This is a genomic window from Metabacillus bambusae (assembly GCF_017497975.1).
GTDB classification, from domain to species: Bacteria; Bacillota; Bacilli; order Bacillales; family Bacillaceae; genus Metabacillus; species Metabacillus bambusae.
In genome coordinates, this window is record NZ_JAGDEL010000022.1 from 78,665 (window position 1) to 101,373 (window position 22,709).

Sequence of the window (22,709 nt, forward strand, 5' to 3'; positions counted from 1 at the left end):
AAATGATCATTGACAAAATTATTGGAAATGTAAAACATTCAGAAAAAACACCTGCTCATATTGAGCGCGTTTATTTAAGAAGTGATGATTTATTGAAGAAAATTCAACGAGTAAAAACAGATCATGGAAAAGAGCTAGGTATCCGCCTTACGGGAAATAAAGAGCTAAAGGACGGTGATATTCTCTTTCAAGATGAGAAAAATTCAATTGTGATAAGTGTAATTGAAGATGATGTCATTGTGATTCAGCCAACAAGTCTTTTGCAAATGGGAGAAATTGCTCATCAATTAGGAAACCGTCATCTTCCTGCACAATTTGAAAATAACGAAATGATTGTCCTGTATGATTACTTAGTTGAAAAATTACTACTTGAACTTGCTGTTCCATTTACAAGAGAAAAAAGAAAAATGAACGAAGCATTCAAACATATCGGACATTCTCATGACTAATCAATTGTTCCATCTGCTTCAAATATGTGATTCGAATTTTCCTTCAGGTGCGTTTTCTCATTCATTTGGGCTTGAGACGTACATACAGGAAGAAAAAGTGATAAATAAAGAAACCTTTTTAGTTGCTATTAGACAATACTTGCATTCGCAGTGTAAATATACGGATGGCTTAGCTTGTCGGATAGCGTTTAAAGCAATAGAGGAAAATAAAATTGAAACATGCTGGCAGCTTGATCAAGAATTATATGCTCTTACAAATGCAAAAGAAACTCGTGAAGGTACTAAGAGAATCGGCCGTCAGTTAGTTAAAGTAATGAATCAATTATATAGCAATGGTTTGCTTAAAGAGTATGAATCTAGAATTAAAGCAAAAAAAAGCCATGGCCATAGCGCAATCGTTTTTGCGATTATTTGTCATGGATTAACCATAGATCTAGCAACAACTCTTTCAAGTTACCTATTCTCTACTACCTCTTCACTCATTCAAAACGGGGTAAGGGGGATACCTTTAGGTCAAACTGATGGTCAAAGACTTTTAATAGAAATTCAACCGTTTTTAGCAGATCTAGTTAAAGAGATATTGAACCTTTCAGAGGATGAATTTGGCGCAGGAGCACCAGGATTAGAAATTGCCCAAATGATACACGAACAGCTATCAGTACGTTTATTTATGTCATAATTGCACTTAATAAATCTATTAATCTAAGAAAGGATGATTCAAATGGGAGAGCCTATACGTATTGGAGTTGGAGGTCCTGTTGGAGCAGGAAAAACACTCTTAGTTGATAAACTAACTCGTGAATTAATGGAGGAATTCGAGCTTGCGGTCATTACAAATGATATTTATACGAAAGAGGATGCCCAATTTTTAATAAAGAGCGGAGCACTGCCAGAGGATCGAATTATTGGTGTTGAAACAGGAGGGTGTCCACATACTGCAATACGTGAGGATGCATCAATGAATTTCGCTGCAATTGAAGAATTAACTGACCGACATACTAATCTTGATTTAATCTTTGTTGAAAGCGGTGGGGATAATCTTGCTGCAACGTTTAGTCCTGAGCTAGTCAATTTTTCAATCTATATTATCGATGTTGCCCAAGGTGAAAAAATACCGAGAAAGGGCGGACAGGGTATGATTAAATCTGATTTATTTATCATTAATAAAATCGATCTAGCACCATATGTGGGTGCAGACCTAGAAGTAATGAGAAGAGATACTCTTGCATCCCGTGGAGACAGACCTTATATCTTTACAAACCTTAAGGATGGTACAGGAGTTCCCGATGTTGTTAATTGGATTAAGCGTGAAGCATTTTTGGTTGGACTTGAAGCATGACTTACACAGGCTACCTTGAACTAGAGGTAGGAAAAAAACAGGATCGATCAGTTATTACAAACAGTTTTTTTGATGGAGTCTTAAAAATAACACGACCTACCTATTTAGATGGAGGACTTCCATTGCTAACCCTTATCCATGTTGGTGGTGGCTATGTTGATGGGGACACATACAAAACAGAGGTTATTATGCATGAATCCTCACGGCTAGCACTTACAACACAAGCATCAACAAAGGTATATAAATCACCTCGTTTTGGTGTTAACCAATCGATGGATTATTTTTTGAAACCAAATAGTGAACTGTATATAAAGCAAGATTCTTTAATTCCTTATAAAGACGCAAATTTCACTCAGAATACAAATGTGTACATGAGTTCATCTGCAGTATTTTATTATACAGATATCATAACACCAGGCTGGTCTGAGGATGGAAAACATTTTCAATATAAAAAGGTTGCTTCAAAGATGAAAATTTATGTTGATGATGAATTAGCCGTTTTTGATCATCAACTATTACAGCCGTGTGAACAGCTTGAAAAAATGTTGTATTTAGAAGGCTATACACATATTGGTACAATGTTTTTTCTCCATCCACAAATAAATGAGCGCATTATTGAAGAATTACGAGAAGAATTAATATGTTATAAAAAGGTTCGTTTTGGTATAAGCATACTTAACGTAAAGGGTATGTCTGTAAGAATATTAGCCAATAGTACACCGATCATTGAATCCTTTTTTACTAAATGTGATAGTTTATTAAGAGGACTCTTAAATAACGAGGTAATCATTGAGTGGAGAAAAGGATAAATAGTAGCAATACTCATTAAATTATTGGCTCTGTTAGACTTGGTTGATTGATTTCTAATGTAGGTGTTCGCTCCAATCAACAGAGCGAAATAATTATAAATTATGGTGATTATTTAGTGATTTGTAGATAAAAAGATTAGCATTGAACGGAGAGAAATTCATGGATATAAATCTAGTAACGATATTAGGCATAGGCTTTGTTTTAGGCATCAAGCATTCAATTGAACCTGACCATGTGATTGCTGTTTCAACGATGGCAAGTAAAACAAAGAAACTGTGGAGTACGTCCCTAACAGGTATTTTTTGGGGGATCGGTCATACAGCAACATTATTTATTGTGGGACTACTACTTATAGGGTTTAAAGTTGCTTTATCAGAAAAGTGGGCATTAACACTAGAGATGCTTGTTGGTTTCATGTTAGTTTACTTAGGAATAAAAGCAATTTTATCTAGAACGACAACATTTCATGAACATCGTTCTGAAAAGCAAACATATTTAAAATCAGCGTTTATTGGATTTATCCATGGATTAGCAGGAAGCTCGGCAATGGTGCTGCTAACTATGAATACCATTGATACATTATGGCTAGGTGCAGTTTATATTATCATCTTCGGCATTGGCACATGTATCGGAATGATGCTATTTACTAGTTTATTGGGAATCCCATTCAATGTTGCAAAAGATCGCTTATTGATTCATAAAAACCTCGTGCAACTAACTGGTGGCATTAGTACTGTATTTGGTATTTTTTATATATACAATCTAGGAGTAACTGAGGGTTTATTTGCATTATGGTTTTAACAAGTAACAAAGTATGTTAGGAAAAGTGTGGGGATTTTCTTTTTGATGACCAATTTATCCATCACTCTTTAAAGTAACCCGATAAGTTGGTTTTAGAATATGTAGAAAAATCGTTAGAAGGGAAAATGATCTCATTTTCCCTTCTAACGATTTTATAAAACTTCCACAAATACTCCCCCTCAAATTAAAACTGCTATCAAGGATTCTTCAAATTAAATCGACCTCGATGATAGACGTTGTTCCAAAGTTAATTGTAAGTAATTAATTCCCTAAATGACTATCTAAAAATGAAGCCTATTTTTCTTCTCCAAATAATAAAGGATTAAAGAGGATTTAATTAGAATATATAGTAATAAATAATTGGATAAAGGGGTTTTTTAATGAAGACATATACTTCAAGAAAAGAGATACCAACCCATGAAAAATGGAATTTAGCAGATATTTATTCTGATCAGAGCAAATGGGAAGAAGATTACAAGCTTATTGAAGAAATCGCAGAAAAGTTAAAAGAATTTGATGGTGACATTCATAACGGACATTCCCTGTATCAATACCTCAAACAAAGTGAAGAGCTATCATTTTTGATGAACAAAATATATGCATTTGCCATGTTAAATGTGGATGAGGATACGAGGGAAACACAAGCGCAATCCTTGTTAGATCGTGCAAAACAACTTAATGTGAAAGCTAGTGCAGCAACTTCCTTCTTCATGCCTTATTTGCTTAGCTTAGAAGAAGAGGTATTAAAAGGATACATATCTGAAGAAGAGCGCCTAACTTATTTTGAAGATGATTTATTAGAGTCATTCCGTTACAAAAAACACGTTTTAAGTAAAGAGCAAGAAGAAGTTTTATCACAATTAGGGGAAGCAATGTCCGTTCCTGGCCATACATATGGCATGATGAATAACGCGGATATTAAATTTGGAGAAGTTACAAATGACAATGGTGAACAGGTAGAGTTAACTAGGGGAATGTATGCGAAATTAATTGAAGACGAAGACCGCGAAAAGCGCAAAGAAGCGTATAAGGCATATTATAAGCCTTACTTACAATTAAAGAACTCAATTGCCGCAACACTTTCGGCAGCTATAAAAAATAATGTTACTCTGGCTAAAATTCGCCATTATCCTTCAGTGCTGGAAAAAGCGTTATTTGGTGATAATGTACCTAAAGACGTGTATGAAAATCTCATTACTACAACCAAAAAAAATATTGCTCCATATCATCATTATACTAGGATTCGTAAGGAAAAGTTAAAAGTGGATGAACTTCGTCAGTATGATCTAAGTGTACCTCTAGTAAGTGGAGTAAAGCAGGAAATTACTTTTGAGGAAGCATATGAAACAATGTGTAAGGCCTTATCTCCTTTAGGAGAAGAGTATATAAGCATCCTAAAAGAATTTAAAGATTCAAGATATATAGATGTCAGGGAAACACCTGGTAAGCGATCAGGTGCTTACAACTTAGGTATTTATGGTGTTCATCCGTTTATTCTCTTAAATCATCAGGATGATTTAAACAGTTTATTTACGTTGGTACATGAATGTGGCCATGGTGTTCACAGTAAGTTAAGCTCACAACATCAACCACAAATTACCGCGCGTTATAGTATTTTTGTTGCAGAAGTAGCATCAACTGTTAATGAGGTACTGTTAATTAATTATTTATTAAACAATGAAACAAATCCTGAAATTCGAAAATCCTTACTTAATCATTTTATAGACCAATTTAAGGGCACGTTTTTTACTCAAGTAATGTTTGCGGAGTTTGAGAAGAAAACACACGAAATGGTAGAGAAGGGGTTGCCTTTAAATGTAGATGTTTTTAATCAAATCTACGAGGCTTTATTCAGAGAATATAATGGTGAAGAAATTGTATTTGATGATGAAGTGAAATATGGTTGGGCACGAATTCCTCACTTCTATCGTCCGTTTTACGTCTATAAATATGCTACAGGATTTGCATCAGCGATCCATCTTGCAACAAAGATTCTTGAAGGGGATCAAGCCACATTGAACTCATATCTGGAATTTTTAAAGAGTGGAAGCTCTGATTACCCACTCGAATTGTTGAAAAAGACTGGAGTTGACTTAACGACTCCATACCCAATTGAAAATTCACTTAATCGATTTCGAGATTTGGTAGATGAGTTTTCGAGATTATAAAGAAAAATCAATGATACAAAATTGTAATGAGTTACCTCCGATAAGTCTAACCTCCAACATACTATATAGTGACTTTTTAAAGAAACTATATAGTATGTTGGAGGTTCTGACCATTTGTTATTTTTAGTTTCTGAGACTAATAAAAGCAAGTCATTTGGCCGAGGAGAAGGATAAAATTGATATTGTTTGAAGGGATACCATTTGGCTTATTGCAGATGGTATCCTTTTTTATTTTTATATTGGTAGTTTCTGAGCCTGTTATACCTAACTGAACAAAATTTAAGGACAAGTATGCAAAATTGCTCATCTTAGTAATAATACTTTTTCTTATTCTTCAAAATGGCAGCTAACAGCCGAAAAGTTGAGAATTATGCATAAACGATAAAAAATAAACAAACTCCAAACCTTTCTATAGGTTTGTTTATGTAATCTTAATATTGCAAAGGATATAGATTGTTTTTGCTCTGCTTAGTTTGTACCTTCATTACGAAGGTAGCACAATAAAAGTATTAGCTTAATGGTTTTTGAGAACCAGGTGGGACGTAAAACGGTGGTATCTTAATCCATCCGCGTTTACGCATTAAATGTTTTAATCTAGTCGCAAAAGCGATTTTTTCTGCTTGAAACTGAACAAACAATAAACCAACATCTGTACGAATAGACTCAGTAGTGGCACTAGCTGCTTTCATAATCAAACTAATGATTTTTAAAGATAATTCGTTTGCAATCACATCATCCGTTAATTTAACACCAAGAGGAATACTGTTAGAATCTGATATTGGCATATCTTCAGGGGAAGAAGGTAATGTAATTCCTTCCTTAATCATGAAATCATGGAGTCGTTTCCTTTGACTGGTCCCGAGTTTCATATCTTCTTCAAGAATTTCTTTTAGTTCATCATCATCCGTGGTATTTATAGCTGATTGAACTGATACTTTGGCTAATTCAAGACCTGCCAAGTAAATCCAACATGCCATAACTTCTCCGACATGAAGAGGTTGATCTTCATCTTGAACTGTCATTGATTTCATGGCATCCATAACTGTTTCCCATACATTTACCATGAGATTCCCTCCTGATTTTGTAGCTTTACTTTTTATATTGTTTGTCCCATAAGATTTTTTATTCAAAAGTTGATAATACAAATTAGGGAATGTTGAAATTAAATAGTTTTATCTACGAATGGGGAATTATTACAATAAAGCATCATTAATATACACCAGGGGAGAATTATGATTTATAGGAGTAAGTTTTATATTGTAAAAAGCGAGTTTGTCGAGATTTTTAAGAATCATCTACAAATCTTTCTTTGTCGTAATCTTTTTTAAGAAATGCTCTTTTCTAAGAGATTGTTGCTTTTAAAACAAAAACTATTTCAGGTTGATTGGAACGGATTGCGAGACTCCTGCGGGTGCAACAGGACAGGAGAGACACCGCAGGCGTTTACGCCGAGGAGGCTCACCGCCCGCCCCGCGGAAAGCGAGCAACTCTGGCTGCAATCAACCACACCGCACTACTTGGTAAAAAGCAACAAAGTTTACGAGAACAGCCTTAAGAAATTAACTTTTATTCTTTATTAAGGGTAAATTAAATGATTGTACATATGGATATAATACATTTAAAAGAACCTTGAAAAAAGGATGATCCTATGATTTATATTTACAATGATTATGGTGGAACACATACAACATCACTAGCAGCTGCCTACCATCTAAAACTTTTGAAACCACCTTCAAGAATGCTAACAAAGGAAGAAATATTAGCTGTTCCCTTCTTTAATAAATTAACAAAAAAGGATGCAGGAAAAATAATTTTTCATGGAATAGATGATGAAGGCCATTCTGTCTATACTATCGGTAGAAGATCTTCCAAGTTGGTTGTACCAGCTTTAAAAAACATATGTTTATTATTACAGAATAGATATCAACTTGAAGAAAAGATTATTTTCTCAAATACTTCTCCAACAGTACCTCTTGCTATGACAATAGGGGGTTTTTTCTCAAGAGGATTAGGAATTGATTTCATTGGTGTTCCTTTACTTGTAAAAGGTGCACAGCAATGTTGTGAACACGTTTATCAGTTAGTTGAAAATACAAAACAAATTGCCAAAGAAACGACTGTAGAAAAAATCATCACGCTTGAGAATGAAAATTTTCAAGCGTGATGATTTTTAATTTTTCACCAATGTTAAAAATGCTATTGATGGATAAAATAACGAAAGAAATGAAAGGTTCATTTATACATGTCGAACGATTTATTTGTAGTTAATTATATTGAGAAAGCATCTTTTCTGAATGAAATTGAATTGGTGATTTAAGATATAGTGTATTAGTGTTAGGGAAAGAAAGTGTTCTTCTTGTTATATGTTATTCTGAAATAATATAGTTTCTTTATTAGGACGACCAATTTTTACACGATTTTCCCAGTAGACTATATTAAAATAATAGCTATAGTTCCATTAAGAGGAAAAATAAACTACTCATATTACCAGTCTCTAAGGTTCGAATTTAAGTTGTCACTACAACTACAGCTACTAATGGTCAAGCAATCAATATTCCTATTTTGCCCTCTCACTTTTCCAATTAACGTTTAATTCAATCTGCGTAATTTATCTACAAGGCATCCAAGCAAGCTTTATTCTATTTTACATTATGTCACGTAAGGTAGTTACAGGATTTTCCATCCTGGATAAGAAAAGCTTATTTTTACCTATTAAAATAATAATAGACTTCACACTTTCCAACATTTTAGTATTATTCTATTTTTCACTTTTATAAATCATCATTAAGTTATTAATTTCCTTATCTAGTTTAGGTTTTTTTCTATTAATAAACATGTGATGTTCGTCTGCTTATACATTTTTTATCATGCGAACACACTGTATATAAAAGCTACTAAAGGGGGATGAAATATGTCAGATTTAGTGAAAATTGGTCTAATTCAAGCATCAAATGATGTGGATGGTCATGAACCGATTCAGGTTCATAAAGAAAAAGCGATAGAAAAGCATTTAAAACTTGTGAGAGAAGCTGCTGAAAAAGGTGCACAAATCATCTGTTTACAGGAAATATTTTATGGACCTTATTTCTGTGCTGAACAAAATACAAAATGGTATGACTCTGCAGAAGAAATTCCGAATGGTCCGACAACAAGGTTATTTCAAGAGCTTGCAAAAGAATTAAGTGTTGTCATTGTTCTACCAATCTATGAAAGAGAAGGTATTGCTACATACTACAATACTGCTGCTGTCATTGATGCAGATGGAACATACCTTGGGAAATATAGAAAACAACATATCCCACATGTAGGAGTGGGGAATGAAGGCTGTGGCTTCTGGGAAAAGTATTACTTTAAACCAGGTAATCTTGGTTACCCTGTTTTTGACACAGCCTATGCGAAGGTTGGCGTTTATATTTGCTATGATCGTCATTTCCCAGAAGGTGCGAGATTACTAGGTTTACATGGGGCTGAAGTTGTATTTAATCCTTCAGCCACAGTTGCAGGTTTATCTGAGTACCTTTGGAAACTAGAACAACCTGCACACGCAGTAGCCAATGGGTATTATTTAGGAGCAATTAATCGCGTTGGGTATGAAGGGCCATGGAATATGGGTGAGTTTTACGGTCAATCGTATTTAGTAGATCCTCGAGGAGACTTTGTAGTAATGGGAAGTCGTGATAAGGATGAAGTGATCATTGGCGAAATGAATAAAAAGTTAATTCGAGAAGTCCGTGATGTCTGGCAATTCTATCGTGATCGTCGCCCTGAAACATATAATGAAATGACTTCATTATTACCTTAAGTGAATTATTTCAACTCATAATAAATAGAGAGGCTGATACAAAAATATAGGGTTTGGCTACACTATCCGCTAGTATATGGCCTTCTTAAAGCTTTATATGTATATGTATATGTATATGTTGATGGGATGGTCATAGCCTTATAATCAGCCTCCCTTTACGATTGCTTGATTAAAGAAAAGGAGGCATTGTATTGACCAAAATAAAAGGCTCTCATATTTCTTTAACCGACTTACCAAAAAACTTTCAAGAATTTCATCAAGGACTCACAAGGAGAGAGGCAATTGAAGAAGCAAATCGTTGTTTATATTGCTATGATGCTCCTTGTATTAAAGCTTGTCCAACTGGAATAGATATTCCATCGTTTATTAAAAAAATTGCTTCGGATAATTTAAAAGGATCAGCGAAGACAATCATGAGTGCTAATCCAATCGGAGCTAGCTGTTCGCGTGTTTGTCCTACGGAAGAGCTTTGTGAAGGTGCTTGCGTTCTTAATGATTCTACCAAGCCTATTATGATTGGAAACCTTCAGCGATATGCAACAGATTGGGCGATTCATAATGAACAAATGCTATTTCAAGCAGGAGAAAGGAATGGCAAAACAGTAGCTGTTATTGGCGGAGGACCAGCAGGGTTATCAACGGCACGAGAGCTTGCCCTTTTTGGTTTTAAAGTGACTATTTTTGAAGCGGAAGAAGCGGCAGGTGGTTTAAATACGTACGGAATTGTGTCGTTTCGATTACCACAAGCTATTTCTTTTTGGGAAGTCAAGCAAGTAGAAGCTTTAGATGTAGAAATCCGTATCAACACATGTGTAGGGAAAGATATTACAGCAAACGAGATCTTAGATAGTTTTGACTTCGTTGTTTTAGCAGTTGGAATGGCAAATGTACCGAATATAGGCATTCCAGGGGAAAACAATGAATACGTCTATGACGCCATTCAGTTTGTAAAAGAGACAAAAATAAAAGAAATAACTAATGAATTTGTAGGTAAAAGAGTAGCTGTCATTGGTGCCGGAAATACGGCAATTGATGCTGCCACATGTTCAATTCGGCTAGGAGCGGATAATGTCAAAATTTTATATAGACGATCACAGGAAGAAATGACAGCTTACAATTTTGAGTATGACTTTGCTAAACAAGATGGAGTAGAATTTCGCTGGTTAACGGCACCTAAAAGAATTGTCTTAGTAAATGGCAAGGTGACAGGAATTGAATGCATAAAGATGGAACTTGGTGAATTAGGTAATGATGGTCGCCGTCGACCAATTCCAGTAAAAGATTCAGAGTTTGTTATAGAAGTAGACGCTGTTATTAAGGCAATCGGTCAAGCAAGACATTTATCCTTAATCGAGCAATTTGGTTTAGAGCACGTGGGTGGTGTTGTAAAGGTTGATAAAAAATCCTATCAAACATCAAATCCGAAAGTATTTGCCTGTGGTGATGTTGTTTTCGGAAAAGGCCACGGAGAAGCAATGGTTGTAACAGCGGCCCAGCAAGGTAAGCTAACAGCCCTTTCCATTCATAAACAGACAAGTCAAGTAAAAACAGTCTAAACATTTGTTATTTGAAAGGGGAGAGAGAAATGGCTGACTTATCGATTAATCTTGCAGGAATTCAGTCTCCTAATCCATTTTGGCTTGCATCAGCACCACCGACGAACTCAGGCTATCAAGTGCAACGTGCATTTGAGGCAGGCTGGGGAGGTGCTGTGTGGAAAACTTTAGGTGATCCAATTTTAAATGTTTCCTCACGTTTTGCAGCTGTTAGCTTTAACGGACAGCGAGTGGCAGGATTTAATAATATTGAACTGATTACAGATCGCCCGTTGGAAGTGAATTTAAAGGAAATCTATGAAACAAAGAAGCGATTTCCTCACCATGCAATTGTGGTTTCATTAATGGTTGAACCAAAGCAAGAAAAATGGCATGAAATTGTTAAACGTGTTGAAGATGTTGGAGTAGATGGACTTGAGTTAAACTTTGGCTGCCCACATGGAATGGCTGAGCGGGGAATGGGATCAGCTTCAGGGCAAGTGCCAGAGCTTGTTGAAAAACAAACGTATTGGGCAAAGGAAGTAGCCAATACTCCTGTTATCGTAAAGCTGACACCAAATATTACTGATATTACTGTGACAGCTGAAGCTGCGGTTCGCGGTGGGGCAGATGCTGTGAGTATGATCAACACGATTAATAGTTTAGCTGGAGTAGATCTTGATACGTGGAATACGATTCCACACGTTGCTGGAAAAGGTGCCCATGGAGGTTATTGTGGACCTGCTGTAAAGCCGATAGCTTTAAATATGGTCGCAGAATGCGCAAGAAATCCACAGATAAATGTGCCGATTTCGGGTATGGGCGGAGTGTCAAATTGGCAGGATGCCGTAGAATTTATGCTGATGGGGGCTAGAGGGGTACAAGTTTGTACAGCAGCTATGCATCATGGTTTTAGAATTGTAGAGGACATGATCGATGGATTGAATAACTATTTAGATGCAAAAGGGATTGCATCTGTTTCTGATCTTGTTGGAAAGGCTGTTCCAAAATTCTCAGACTGGGGAAATTTAGACCTTAATTATAAAGTCGTTGCCAGCATCAATACCGACGTTTGTATTAACTGCAACAAATGCCATATTGCCTGTGAAGATACATCACATCAATGTATAGATATGGTGAAAAGTCCAAATGGCAAGGATTATTTAAAGGTTCGAGAAGAGGATTGTGTAGGTTGTAATTTATGCTCGATTGTTTGTCCTGTAGATGGAGCGATTGACATGGTTGAGATTGCAAATGAACTTCCACCAATGACATGGAATGAGCGTCAAGCTGTCCTTCAATCAACTGGATGCGAAGTTACAATCGTGAAAAAGTAACAGGGGGTAAAGTATGTTAAAACTGATAAAAAATGGAACAATCGTGACAGCAACTGATATTTATAAAGCAGAAATTTTAATTGAAGACGGAAAAATCACTGCGATCGGGACGAATTTACCTACCCATGGAGCGGAAATCATCGATGCGAATGGGTGCTATGTATTTCCAGGAGGAATTGATCCACATACACATCTTGATATGCCATTTGGCGGAACGATTACAAAGGATGATTTTGAATCTGGTACAATCGCAGCTGCTTTTGGTGGAACAACAACTGTTATTGATTTTTGTTTATCAAACAAAGGGGTTCCATTAAGTCAATCTATTCAAACATGGCATAATAAAGCAAAAGACAAAGCAGTGATTGATTATGGCTTTCACTTAATGATCGGTGAAATGAATGATGAGGTACTAAAACAACTAGATGGTGTAATTAACGAAGAAGGAATCACTTCCTTTAAAGTATTTATGGCTTATAAAAATGTCTTACAAGCAGATGACGAGACGCTTTTTAGAACCTTAATTGCTGCAAAAGAGCTAGGTGCTTTGGTAATGGTTCATGGGGAAAATGGCGATGTCATTGATTATTTAACGAAAAAAGCATTGGAGGATGGGAATACAGACCCAATTTATCATGCCTTGACTAGACCTCCAGAAGTTGAGGGTGAAGCGACTGGAAGAGCAGCGACATTAACAGGATTGGCTGGTTCTCAATTATATGTCGTCCACGTTTCATGTGCTGAAGCTGTACAGAAAATAACAGAGGCCAGAAATAAAGGGTTTAATGTATGGGGAGAAACGTGTCCACAATATTTAGTGCTTGATCAAACCTATCTAGAAAAACCAAACTTCGAAGGGGCAAAATATGTTTGGTCACCACCTTTACGTGAAAAGTGGAATCAGGATGTGTTATGGAATGCACTAAAAACAGGACAATTACAAACAATAGGATCTGATCAATGTTCCTTTGATTTTAAAGGGCAAAAAGAACTTGGTCGTGGTGATTTCACAAAAATCCCTAATGGTGGACCAATAATTGAAGATCGTCTTTCCATTTTATTCTCTGAAGGTGTGAAAAAAGGAAGAATTACGTTAAATCAATTTGTTGACATCACTTCAACAAGAATAGCGAAGTTGTTTGGCTTATTCCCTAAAAAAGGAACAATCACAATTGGAGCAGATGCAGATCTGGTCATTTTTGATCCAAACGTTCAGCGTACCTTGTCTGTTGAAGCTCATCATATGGCTGTTGATTATTCTGCATTTGAAGGAATGGAAGTGACAGGAGAACCAATATCTGTATTAGTTCGAGGTGAGTTTGTTGTTCGTAATAAGAAATTCGTGGGAACCCCTGGCTCTGGTCAATATTTAAAACGAGCTAAGTACGGTATGCTACGTTCTTCAGATCAAGATGAAAGACAAACCATATAACAACAAGTAATCTCGACTAATTTTAATAATAGTTATCCCACAGAATGTTGCACTCATCGATCTGAACAACTCCTAAAATTGCTTGCTCTTTTAAGGCAAGCAATTGTTTTATATAAATCACCCATTTTTAAAACGAAAAAGGGAGTGTTCACATGAGTAAGAAGCAATCTTATTTAAAATCACCAGATCTATTGCCAATTTCAGAGAAAGATAGAAAGATTACTCCAATAGGTTATTCTTTTATGTGGATAGGGATGGTTGTTGTATTAGCAACGTTTGCAATTGGTGGTGCAGGTGTTATTTCATTACCCTTGCCACTTGTATTATTAGCAACAATCATTGGTTCATTGGCAATTGGTTTTTTCATCTCTTTAACAGGTGATATTGGGATTGAACATGGGCTAAGCTTTCCTGTTTACATGAGAGCACCATTCGGAACAGTCGGGACTCATATACCATCAGTTGTCCGTGGCTTGGCAGCATCTATGTGGTTTGGGATAAATACGTATTTTGGAGCTACAGCAATGAATGGAATCTTATCGATTTTAGCTGGCTTTGATAATTGGTTTGTTTGTTTCTTGCTATTTGCCATTTTACAGTTATTTAACACAGCGCTTGGAATTAAAGCAGTTGAGAGGTTTGCAGATTTAGCAGCACCGATTATTATCTTAATTTCTTGCTGGATGTATGTTTCATTATCAGATACAGCATCTGCAGGCGGAAGAGAGGTATGGAGTTGGGTTGAGAATCCAGTGACAGGTGGAGCAGCGTTTACAGCTTTTTTAGTTGTAATTTTTAGTAACATGGGATTTTGGGCTACTCTTTCAGCAGATATTCCTTCAATATCTCGCTTTATAAAAGCACCTAAAAACGAGAAAAACTGGTTAAAGCGTAATAAACACGCATTAATTGGTAATTTAATAGCTTTACCGTTAACCCAAGCCTTTATGGTAGTTATAGGTGGAGTCGCTTATATTGCTGTGATGAACTATGATCCTGTTATTGCTTTGCAAGAAGCAGCGAGTGGATTTGTATTAGGGATTCTTCTGCTTATGATCGTGTTAGCGCAATGGTCAACAAACATTTCAGCCAATATTGTTCCAGCAGCTACTATTTTCTCAAACGTTGGTGGACCAAGATTTCCATTCTGGGCGGGAGTGGTGACCGCAGGGATTGTGGGAACCATCGTTCAACCCTGGAACTTGTTCGGGGTTATCATTCCAGTTTTGTTATTTATTGGAGGAATTCTTTCGGCCATTGTTGGGATTCTTGTTGCAGATTACTATTTGATTCGTAAACGCAGGGTAAATGTACCCGATCTTTACGAATCAAACGGTCAATATAAATATATGTATGGCGTTAATGTAGCAGGGTTTATTGCATGGATCGCTGGAGCAGTCTCATCCTATTTTGTTCCTAGCTATTCGTTCTTAGTTGGGTTCGTCGTAGGGGCGGTTTGTTATTATTTACTAGCAAAATATTGGTGGTTTGTTAAATACAAGCAAGCTGAAATTGAAGATCCAAGTGATGAAAAGTATTTAGGACTTTCAGTTGGGCGTGATTGGGTGATTGATGATGTTGCGGTTGATTCATCATTAGATACTCCAGTTACTGATGATCCTTCTGTTACAACCTAAGAAATAGCGAAGGAACTAGTATGTAAGGAGTAGGGGGAGAAAACGGTGTCTGACTATCAACAATATTTAACTGAGAGAGAGAAAATAGATTATTTAATCCAAAAGGGCTACTGCATAAAAGGGGTTTTAGAAAATTTAAGTGGTGCTTATTTACAATTTGAAAAAGGGGAAAATGAAGAAAAAGAGACAGAAACCCTACACATATTGACCGCTGAAGCAAGAAAGTATTTTTCAGTTATCATGTTGAAGCAAAAGCTCTGAATGCAAGTAAGGTCAAGCATAGGATGGGCCTTTTTAAGGCCGATCCTTTTTCCTAAGCCCTTGCAAAGAGAAATAAAGATTGAAGAAGTATCTCCATTCAAGAAGATTAATAGAAGAATAGAACGACTCTAAGGGGGAATTAAGATGTCTCTTACTAAAAATGACACATTCTTGTTGAAAAATTATATTGGTGGCCAGATGGTTGATTCCATGGGTGAAAAGTCATTACAGGTTTTAAATCCCGCCACTAATGAAACTCTTGTAAATGTTCCAATTTCAACAAAAGAAGATGTTGCCTGTGCAGTAAGAGCTGCAAAAGAGGCATTTCACTCGTGGAAGAATACCCCAGTACCGAAACGCGCTAGAATTATGTTTACCTTTCATCATTTATTAACCAAAAACCATGAGAAGCTAGCAAGATTAATAGTTCAAGAGAATGGAAAGGCGTATAAAGAAGCATATGGTGAGGTACAACGTGGAATTGAATGTGTTGAGTTCGCAGCAGGTGCACCATCCCTTATGATGGGAGAGACACTTTCAGGAATAGCTGAGGAGATTGATTCAGAAATGTTTCGTTATCCATTAGGTGTAGTTGGAGGGATTACTCCGTTTAACTTCCCAATGATGGTGCCTCTATGGATGTTTCCCCTTGCCATTGCTTGTGGTAACACATTTGTACTGAAACCGTCTGAGCGAACACCTATCTTAGCAAATAGACTGGCGGAACTGTTCACAGAAGCAGGTGCACCAGCTGGAATCCTAAATGTCGTTCATGGGGCACATGATGTAGTGAATGGGCTACTGGAACATGAAGACATTGCAGCCATATCGTTTGTTGGTTCTCAGCCTGTCGCCAAATATGTATACGAAAGAGCTGCTGCTGAAGGGAAACGAGTTCAAGCATTGTCTGGCGCGAAAAATCATCACTTTGTCATGCCAGATGCCAATATTGAAAAAGCTACTCAACATATCATCGCCTCCGCGTTTGGAAGTGCAGGACAGCGCTGTATGGCTTGTAGTGCAGTAGTGATTATTGGTGAGAATGATGAATTTGTTGAAAAACTACGTCAAAAGGCAAATGAATTGATTATTGGCAGTGGGATGGATGAAGATGTTCTTTTAACCCCGGTTATTCGTCAAGACCATATGGAGAAAGTTGTTGGTTACATTGAAAAAGGAATCCAAGAAGGGGCCTCGCTTATTCGAGATGGACGGAAAGAAATGGATGGAATGTCTAAAGGGAATTTCATAGGCCCGACGATATTTGATCATGTTACTCCAGAGATGAAGATAGCAAAAGATGAAATCTTTGCACCTGTCTTAAGTCTTCTTCGTGCGAAAGATTTAGCGGAAGGATTAGAGCATCTTCGTAAATCTCGTTATGGGAATGGGGCAACGATTTATACGAAGGATGCAAAAGCAATTAGACAATTCCGTGAAGATGCAGATGCTGGAATGCTTGGTATAAACGTAGGTGTACCAGCTACAATGGCCTTCTTCCCATTTTCAGGATGGAAAAATTCCTTCTATGGTGATTTACATGTTAATGGGAAAGATGGGATTAACTTTTTTACTCGTAAGAAAATGATCACATCGCGTTTTGATTTTTAAGAGAACAAAGGAGGGATAAAAATGTCACGTACAGAACAGCAGGAAGCGCTATTGTCTAATGATGAAAAGCATGTATGGCATTCAATGAAGCCATATAGCCCAGCAAACACAATGGTAGTAACAAAGGCTGAGGGCCCATGGGTAACAGATTATGATGGAAAAAGATATATTGATGCTATGGCTGGTTTGTGGTGTGTAAATGTGGGATATGGTAGAAAGGAATTAGCTGATGCAGCATATGAGCAATTAAAAGAGATGGCGTATTTTCCATTAACACAAAGCCATGTAAAAGCTATTCAATTAGCGGAAAAGCTAAACGAAATGCTCGGTGAAGAGTATGTTATCTTTTTCTCCAATAGTGGGTCAGAGGCAAATGAAGCAGCCTTTAAAATTGCACGACAATACCATCAGCAGCGTGGTGACCACCACCGTTATAAAATTGTCGCTAGATATCGTGGTTATCACGGAAGTTCGATGGGCGCACTAGCCGCAACTGGTCAAGCTGAACGTAAATATAAATATGAGCCTTTATCACCAGGATTTCTTCATGTGAAACCACCTGATGTTTATCGTGATGATGATGAACATATAACAAATCCACAAGAGTTAAGCTCTGTAAAAGAAGTCGATCGAATCATGACTTGGGAGCAAAGTGAAACAATTGCAGCCATGATTATGGAGCCAATAATTACAGGTGGGGGAATTTTAGTACCGAATGATCATTATATGAAGGGTGTTAAGAACGTGTGTGAAAAGCACGGGGCACTTCTTATTGTTGATGAAGTTATCTGTGGATTTGGTCGTACTGGAAAACCTTTTGGCTTTATGAATTATGGGGTAAAGCCAGATATTATAACGATGGCAAAGGGCTTAACAAGTGCATACCTGCCGTTATCCGCTACAGCAGTTCGTAGAGAAATATATGAGGCATTTAAAGGCACTGAGCAATATGAATTTTTCCGTCATATTAATACATTTGGAGGAAATCCTGCTGCATGTGCATTGGCATTAAAAAATATTGAGATTATGGAAAAAGAAAATCTCTTTGAACGTTCTCAAAAGCTTGGTGAAAACCTTTTAACTATTTTAAAGAATCGGCTGAAAAACCACCCATATGTTGGTCATATCCGTGGAAAAGGCTTGTTAGTTGGCATAGAACTAGTGAGTGATAAGCAAACAAAAGCCCCACTAGATGTCGGTAAAGTAAACGAAGTAATTAATAGCTGTAAAGAAAAGCGTGTGATTATAGGTAAGAATGGCATGACTGTTGCGGGTTTTAATAATGTATTGACGCTTTCACCACCATTAACTATTGAAGAAAATGATTTAAACTATGTCATTGAAACATTAATCGATTCCCTCAATCAAATAAAATAAAGTGATATCCGATCGAGTAAACAGCTTAAGGTAAATAAAATAATGAAGATAAAAAGTAAGTAGCATTTTCCCGGACAGCATAGCTGTACCGGGAAAATAAGTATTATACAGTTTTAGAAACCAAACCACATTGTTCTTTAATCTTTTCATTAAATAAAGCTTGAAGTTGCTTAGTTACTAGACCTGGTTGGCCATTCGCTATTTTTTGTTTATCAATCTCGATGATCGGCATAATCTCTGTTGTCGTTCCTGATAAGAAGACTTCATCTGCCTGTAACATTTCTTCAACCGAAAATGCTTCCTCTATTATTTCCAATCCGTTTTTACGGCTAATATCTAATAATACCTGTCGTGTAATGCCATTTAAAATTAGATTCGTCGCTGGATGTGTCTTAATTTTGCCATCTGCAACGATTGAAACATTTGAAGAACTACCTTCCGTAACTGCACCACTTCTATGTTGAAGTGCCTCAAAGCAGCCTGCTTCAGATGCCTTTTGCTTTGCAAGCAGGTTAGGCAGTAAGTTTAGGCTTTTGATGTCACAGCGAAGCCAGCGAATATCTTCCACTGTAATAGCTGTTACGCCTTTTTCCATCGCTTCAGTAGGGCTCTGTAATTCACGGGTATAAGCAACAAAAGACGGTTCTACATCTGCACTCGGGAACAAATGGTTTCGTTGTGACACACCTCTTGTAATTTGTAGATAAATAATTCCTAAGTATAGATTATTTTCTTCTATAAGCTTCAAAAGCAGATTTTTCATTTCAGAAATCGAGTAAGGAATTTTAATCTGAATACTTTCAGCACTTTTAATAAGTCTTTGCAAGTGCTCCTCTCCAGTAAACAATGAGCCATTATAAACACGTATTACTTCATAAACACCGTCTCCAAATTGGTAACCACGGTCTTCTATGTCAATATTTAATTGTGATCTTTCTGTTATGCTACCATTAAAGATTACTTTTTCCATCTAGAACAACTCCCATTTTTTGTTTCTAAATTTTTTTACACTTAGAGTCAATTACCAATTTCTATATTTTAACATAAAGACAATCTTATATCTTTAGTGAAGTATTGTTCGAATGATTTTTTTTAGTAATTGGTTCGAAAGTCGCTTTTTTCTAAATATTATTTTAAAGAATTTTGTATGTAAAAAGTGAAACGAAAGGAAATGAGGAAATAGATAATGAATATTCGAACTTTGAATGAGTCTGATGCTCAGTTGTACCAAAACTTACGATTGAATGCATTAAAAATCAATCCAGAAGCATTTGGCTCAACATATGAGAGAGAAGTGAGATTCTCAATAGAAACTATTGTAGAGCGATTAAAACCAACTAAGGACAAATTTGTTTTAGGTGCTTTTGATGACAGTGGTTCATTAGTTGGCATGGTTACATTTATACGTGAAAATAACCTTAAAACTGATCATAAAGGGAATGTATTCGGTATGTATGTAGCGCCAAAAAGTCGCGGACAGGGTTTAGGGAAAGCGCTAATGCTTGAACTAATAAGAAAGGCAAGTAATTGTGATGGTTTGGAACAAATAAACTTAGCAGTTGTATCTGACAACGATTCCGCAAAAAAATTATATGAATCAGTGGGTTTTGAGGTTTATGGGGTAGAACGAAATGCCCTAAAATTTAACGGGAAGTATTTTGATGAGGATTTGATGGTATTAAATGTAAAATTAATATACTAAGGTGTGTAGAAAAGGTTAACAAGGGAAAGAACCTCCAAATGGCCCTTTGTTTTTTATCTGTTAATTATTTTCAACATGTTTACACCATCGTTCGAAACTACCTATAAATAATTGTTATGTTTATTTAAAGAAAATGTTAAAAAAACTAGTCTTAATAAGACCCTGAATCTATAGGTGAATTGTCACTATTTATCGTAATTAATAGTTTTTTTGTATATTTACCATACTTTTTTCATCCAATTATCTTTTACTGATTAAAAAGAAACGTTACATATTACTCAATGTACCGTAAGTGCATTTCTTCAACCCTTTACATTTCTTTATTATTCATTAACAAAAGATCCCTATAATAAATGTCGATTCATGATTTTATTTGAGAGGGGAAAATGATAATGACCGAACGATCGATTGATGAATTAATTAAGAAGTTAACAAATGATAGTTTTGAAAAGAAGGAATTTAATCGTCGTAACTTTCTTCATGGAGCTGGGAAAATTGCAGGACTATCTCTAGGGCTTACAATTGTTAATTCTATGGGGTTAGGTGAATCAAGGGTTAATGCTGCACCGAAATTCCAAAGCTATCCTTTTACACTCGGTGTTGCTTCAGGTGATCCACTTTCAGACAGTATTGTTTTGTGGACAAGGCTTGCTCCAGACCCACTTAATGGTGGAGGAATGCAACTTCAATCAGTACCTGTTAAATGGGAAATTGCAAAAGATGAGCACTTTCGTCATATTATCAAACGAGGAACTGAAATAGCGAGACCTGAACTAGCTCATTCAGTTCATGCAGAGGTTGATGGACTTGAACCTAACACGATTTATTATTATCGCTTTAAAACTGGTCATGAATTAAGTCCAGTAGGAAAAACAAAAACCCTCCCAACAGCAGGTGAGAGCATTGCCAGCATGACATTTGCATTTGCTTCCTGTCAACAATATGAACATGGCTACTATACAGCTTATGAACATATGGCAAAAGAAGAACTCGACCTTGTTTTTCACCTTGGAGACTATATTTATGAGTACGGCCCAAATGAATATGTTGCAGGAACAGGAAATGTACGAACACACAGTGGTCCAGAAATTATCACTCTTGAAGATTACCGAAACCGTCATGCCCAATACCGTTCTGATGCGAATTTAAAGGCAGCCCATGCTGCATTTCCATGGGTCGTAACTTGGGACGACCATGAGGTAGAAAACAATTACGCAAATGTTATCCCAGAAAAAGGACAATCGGTTGAAGCATTTATCAAACGTCGTGCAGCAGCATATCAAGCTTATTATGAGCACATGCCACTCCGTAGAACATCTTTACCAAACGGGGCAGATATGCAATTATACCGAGATTTTACATATGGCAATTTAGCAGCTTTCTTTGTACTTGATACACGTCAATACCGTGATGATCAAGCAAACGGAGACGGGACGAAAGCCCATACGGAAGAATCATTGGATCCAAACCGCAGCAGTTTAGGAAAAAAACAAGAAGAATGGCTGCTAGGAAACCTAGGAAATTCAAAGTCTCATTGGAATGTTTTAGCACAACAAATTTTCTTTGCTCAAAGAAGGTTTGGCACAGATACAACGCCAACGTTTAGTATGGATTCATGGGACGGTTATCCAGCAACTCGCCAGCGCATTACAGACTTTGTTAATAATAAGAACATGAAAAATTTGGTTGTCCTGACAGGGGATGTGCATGCAAGTTGGGCATCTAATTTAATGACTGACTATAATAATAATAGTTCTAAAATAGTTGGGGCGGAGTTTGTGGGAACTTCTATTACATCTGGTGGAAACGGTGCTGATAAAAGAGCCGATACTGACCGCATTTTAGCAAGAAATCCTCATATCAAATTCTTTAACGATTATCGTGGCTATGTTCGCTGCACAGTCACGCCGGAAAAATGGCAGGCTGATTACCGTGTTGTTCCACTCGTAACAGAACCGGGTGCCGACATTTCAACAAGAGCTTCTTTTGTTTATGAAAGAGACGGAAAGGGATTAAAAGAAGTGGAAGCAAATGCGATTCCACAAGGTGTAAAAGTTTCTAAGGAAGTGGAAGAAGACCGAAACAGAGCGCATGGCCGTGCACATGAAAAACAGCTGGAGAAAAAACGAGAAAAGGTAAACCATTAATTCGACATTTTTTCATACATTACATAAATCATATTTAGGAGTTGATATTTTTGATTTCAAACATTGGAATTCCTGGCTTAATTTTAGTCCTTGTAATAGCGTTGATTATCTTTGGGCCTTCTAAGCTTCCGGAGATTGGTCGAGCATTTGGCCGTACGCTAACAGAATTCAAAAGCGCGACAAAGGGATTAGTTTCAGAAGAGGAAGAGAAAAAGCCTGAGTTAAAAACGATTGCAAAGAATGAAGATAAATCAGCAGTTTCCTAATAAATCTGTAGACGGGGCAACCCGTCTATTTTTTA

General features: G+C 36.6%; 20 protein-coding genes. 18 read left to right on the forward strand and 2 right to left on the reverse strand.

All coding sequences use genetic code 11. The annotated features are described in order from the left end of the window. Window positions 1-2 precede the first annotated feature (2 nt). The 6 genes from ureE (at window position 3) to pepF (ending at window position 5,567) form a co-directional block, all read left to right on the forward strand. Window positions 3-449: an urease accessory protein UreE gene (ureE, locus tag I7822_RS22450; protein WP_207981306.1), complete on the forward strand. Its 447-nt coding sequence runs from the start codon at window positions 3-5 to the stop codon at window positions 447-449. Beyond that, window positions 442-1,128, forward strand: coding sequence for an urease accessory protein UreF (locus tag I7822_RS22455; protein ID WP_207981307.1), 687 nt, complete (start codon window positions 442-444; stop codon window positions 1,126-1,128). The genes ureE and I7822_RS22455 overlap by 8 nt, the downstream gene beginning before the upstream one ends. A gap of 42 nt (window positions 1,129-1,170) precedes the next feature. Continuing rightward, on the forward strand, window positions 1,171-1,788 hold the full coding sequence (gene ureG, locus I7822_RS22460) for an urease accessory protein UreG (RefSeq protein WP_207981308.1): 618 nt from the start codon (window positions 1,171-1,173) through the stop codon (window positions 1,786-1,788). After that, complete coding sequence (locus tag I7822_RS22465; RefSeq protein ID WP_207981309.1) at window positions 1,785-2,597, forward strand: urease accessory protein UreD; 813 nt, start codon at window positions 1,785-1,787, stop codon at window positions 2,595-2,597. Before ureG ends, I7822_RS22465 begins: the two co-directional genes overlap by 4 nt. Before the next feature lie 160 nt (window positions 2,598-2,757). Beyond that, a complete protein-coding gene (locus I7822_RS22470) occupies window positions 2,758-3,399 on the forward strand; it encodes a HoxN/HupN/NixA family nickel/cobalt transporter (RefSeq protein WP_207981310.1) in 642 nt (213 codons plus the stop codon). 380 nt (window positions 3,400-3,779) lie between these two features. Further along, the gene (pepF, locus tag I7822_RS22475) at window positions 3,780-5,567 is read left to right on the forward strand and encodes an oligoendopeptidase F (RefSeq protein ID WP_207981311.1); all 1,788 of its coding nucleotides are present in this window, start codon (window positions 3,780-3,782) and stop codon (window positions 5,565-5,567) included. A 509-nt stretch (window positions 5,568-6,076) separates the two neighbouring features. Here the strand turns inward: pepF and I7822_RS22480 are convergent. Continuing rightward, window positions 6,077-6,631, reverse strand: coding sequence for a DUF3231 family protein (locus I7822_RS22480; RefSeq protein WP_207981312.1), 555 nt, complete (start codon window positions 6,629-6,631; stop codon window positions 6,077-6,079). A gap of 584 nt (window positions 6,632-7,215) precedes the next feature. Between I7822_RS22480 and I7822_RS22485 the strand changes: the two genes are divergently transcribed. The 9 genes from I7822_RS22485 (at window position 7,216) to I7822_RS22525 (ending at window position 18,559) form a co-directional block, all read left to right on the forward strand. Further along, complete coding sequence (locus I7822_RS22485; protein WP_207981313.1) at window positions 7,216-7,731, forward strand: DUF3189 family protein; 516 nt, start codon at window positions 7,216-7,218, stop codon at window positions 7,729-7,731. A 747-nt stretch (window positions 7,732-8,478) separates the two neighbouring features. Then, complete coding sequence (locus tag I7822_RS22490; protein ID WP_207981314.1) at window positions 8,479-9,369, forward strand: nitrilase-related carbon-nitrogen hydrolase; 891 nt, start codon at window positions 8,479-8,481, stop codon at window positions 9,367-9,369. A 191-nt stretch (window positions 9,370-9,560) separates the two neighbouring features. Further along, window positions 9,561-10,925: an NAD(P)-dependent oxidoreductase gene (locus I7822_RS22495; RefSeq protein WP_243459616.1), complete on the forward strand. Its 1,365-nt coding sequence runs from the start codon at window positions 9,561-9,563 to the stop codon at window positions 10,923-10,925. Between the two features lie 29 nt (window positions 10,926-10,954). After that, on the forward strand, window positions 10,955-12,241 hold the full coding sequence (gene preA / locus I7822_RS22500) for an NAD-dependent dihydropyrimidine dehydrogenase subunit PreA (RefSeq protein ID WP_207981315.1): 1,287 nt from the start codon (window positions 10,955-10,957) through the stop codon (window positions 12,239-12,241). Between the two features lie 13 nt (window positions 12,242-12,254). After that, window positions 12,255-13,673, forward strand: coding sequence for a dihydropyrimidinase (gene hydA / locus I7822_RS22505; protein WP_207981316.1), 1,419 nt, complete (start codon window positions 12,255-12,257; stop codon window positions 13,671-13,673). Between the two features lie 152 nt (window positions 13,674-13,825). Further along, window positions 13,826-15,310 carry an NCS1 family transporter gene (locus I7822_RS22510; RefSeq protein ID WP_207981317.1) on the forward strand — a complete coding sequence of 495 codons (1,485 nt, stop codon included), beginning with the start codon at window positions 13,826-13,828 and terminating at the stop codon, window positions 15,308-15,310. A gap of 45 nt (window positions 15,311-15,355) precedes the next feature. After that, window positions 15,356-15,571: a hypothetical protein gene (locus I7822_RS22515; RefSeq protein WP_207981318.1), complete on the forward strand. Its 216-nt coding sequence runs from the start codon at window positions 15,356-15,358 to the stop codon at window positions 15,569-15,571. Between the two features lie 144 nt (window positions 15,572-15,715). Beyond that, the gene (locus tag I7822_RS22520) at window positions 15,716-17,182 is read left to right on the forward strand and encodes a CoA-acylating methylmalonate-semialdehyde dehydrogenase (protein WP_207981319.1); all 1,467 of its coding nucleotides are present in this window, start codon (window positions 15,716-15,718) and stop codon (window positions 17,180-17,182) included. 21 nt (window positions 17,183-17,203) lie between these two features. After that, entirely contained in the window at window positions 17,204-18,559 is a 1,356-nt protein-coding gene (locus I7822_RS22525; RefSeq protein ID WP_207981320.1) for an aspartate aminotransferase family protein, read from the forward strand. 103 nt (window positions 18,560-18,662) lie between these two features. Here the strand turns inward: I7822_RS22525 and dat are convergent, their stop codons facing one another. Further along, window positions 18,663-19,529, reverse strand: a complete 867-nt coding sequence (gene dat, locus I7822_RS22530; protein WP_207981321.1) for a D-amino-acid transaminase — start codon at window positions 19,527-19,529, stop codon at window positions 18,663-18,665. Between the two features lie 216 nt (window positions 19,530-19,745). Between dat and I7822_RS22535 the strand changes: the two genes are divergently transcribed. The 3 genes from I7822_RS22535 to I7822_RS22545 all read left to right on the forward strand — a co-directional run bounded on the left by I7822_RS22535 (window position 19,746) and on the right by I7822_RS22545 (window position 22,674). Beyond that, the gene (locus I7822_RS22535; protein WP_207981322.1) at window positions 19,746-20,261 is read left to right on the forward strand and encodes a GNAT family N-acetyltransferase; all 516 of its coding nucleotides are present in this window, start codon (window positions 19,746-19,748) and stop codon (window positions 20,259-20,261) included. Window positions 20,262-20,650: 389 nt separating this feature from the next. Then, window positions 20,651-22,408 (forward strand): alkaline phosphatase PhoD, encoded by a 1,758-nt coding sequence (gene phoD, locus I7822_RS22540; RefSeq protein ID WP_372442206.1) that lies wholly within the window; start codon window positions 20,651-20,653, stop codon window positions 22,406-22,408. A 50-nt stretch (window positions 22,409-22,458) separates the two neighbouring features. Continuing rightward, on the forward strand, window positions 22,459-22,674 hold the full coding sequence (locus I7822_RS22545; protein WP_207981324.1) for a twin-arginine translocase TatA/TatE family subunit: 216 nt from the start codon (window positions 22,459-22,461) through the stop codon (window positions 22,672-22,674). Window positions 22,675-22,709 lie beyond the last annotated feature (35 nt).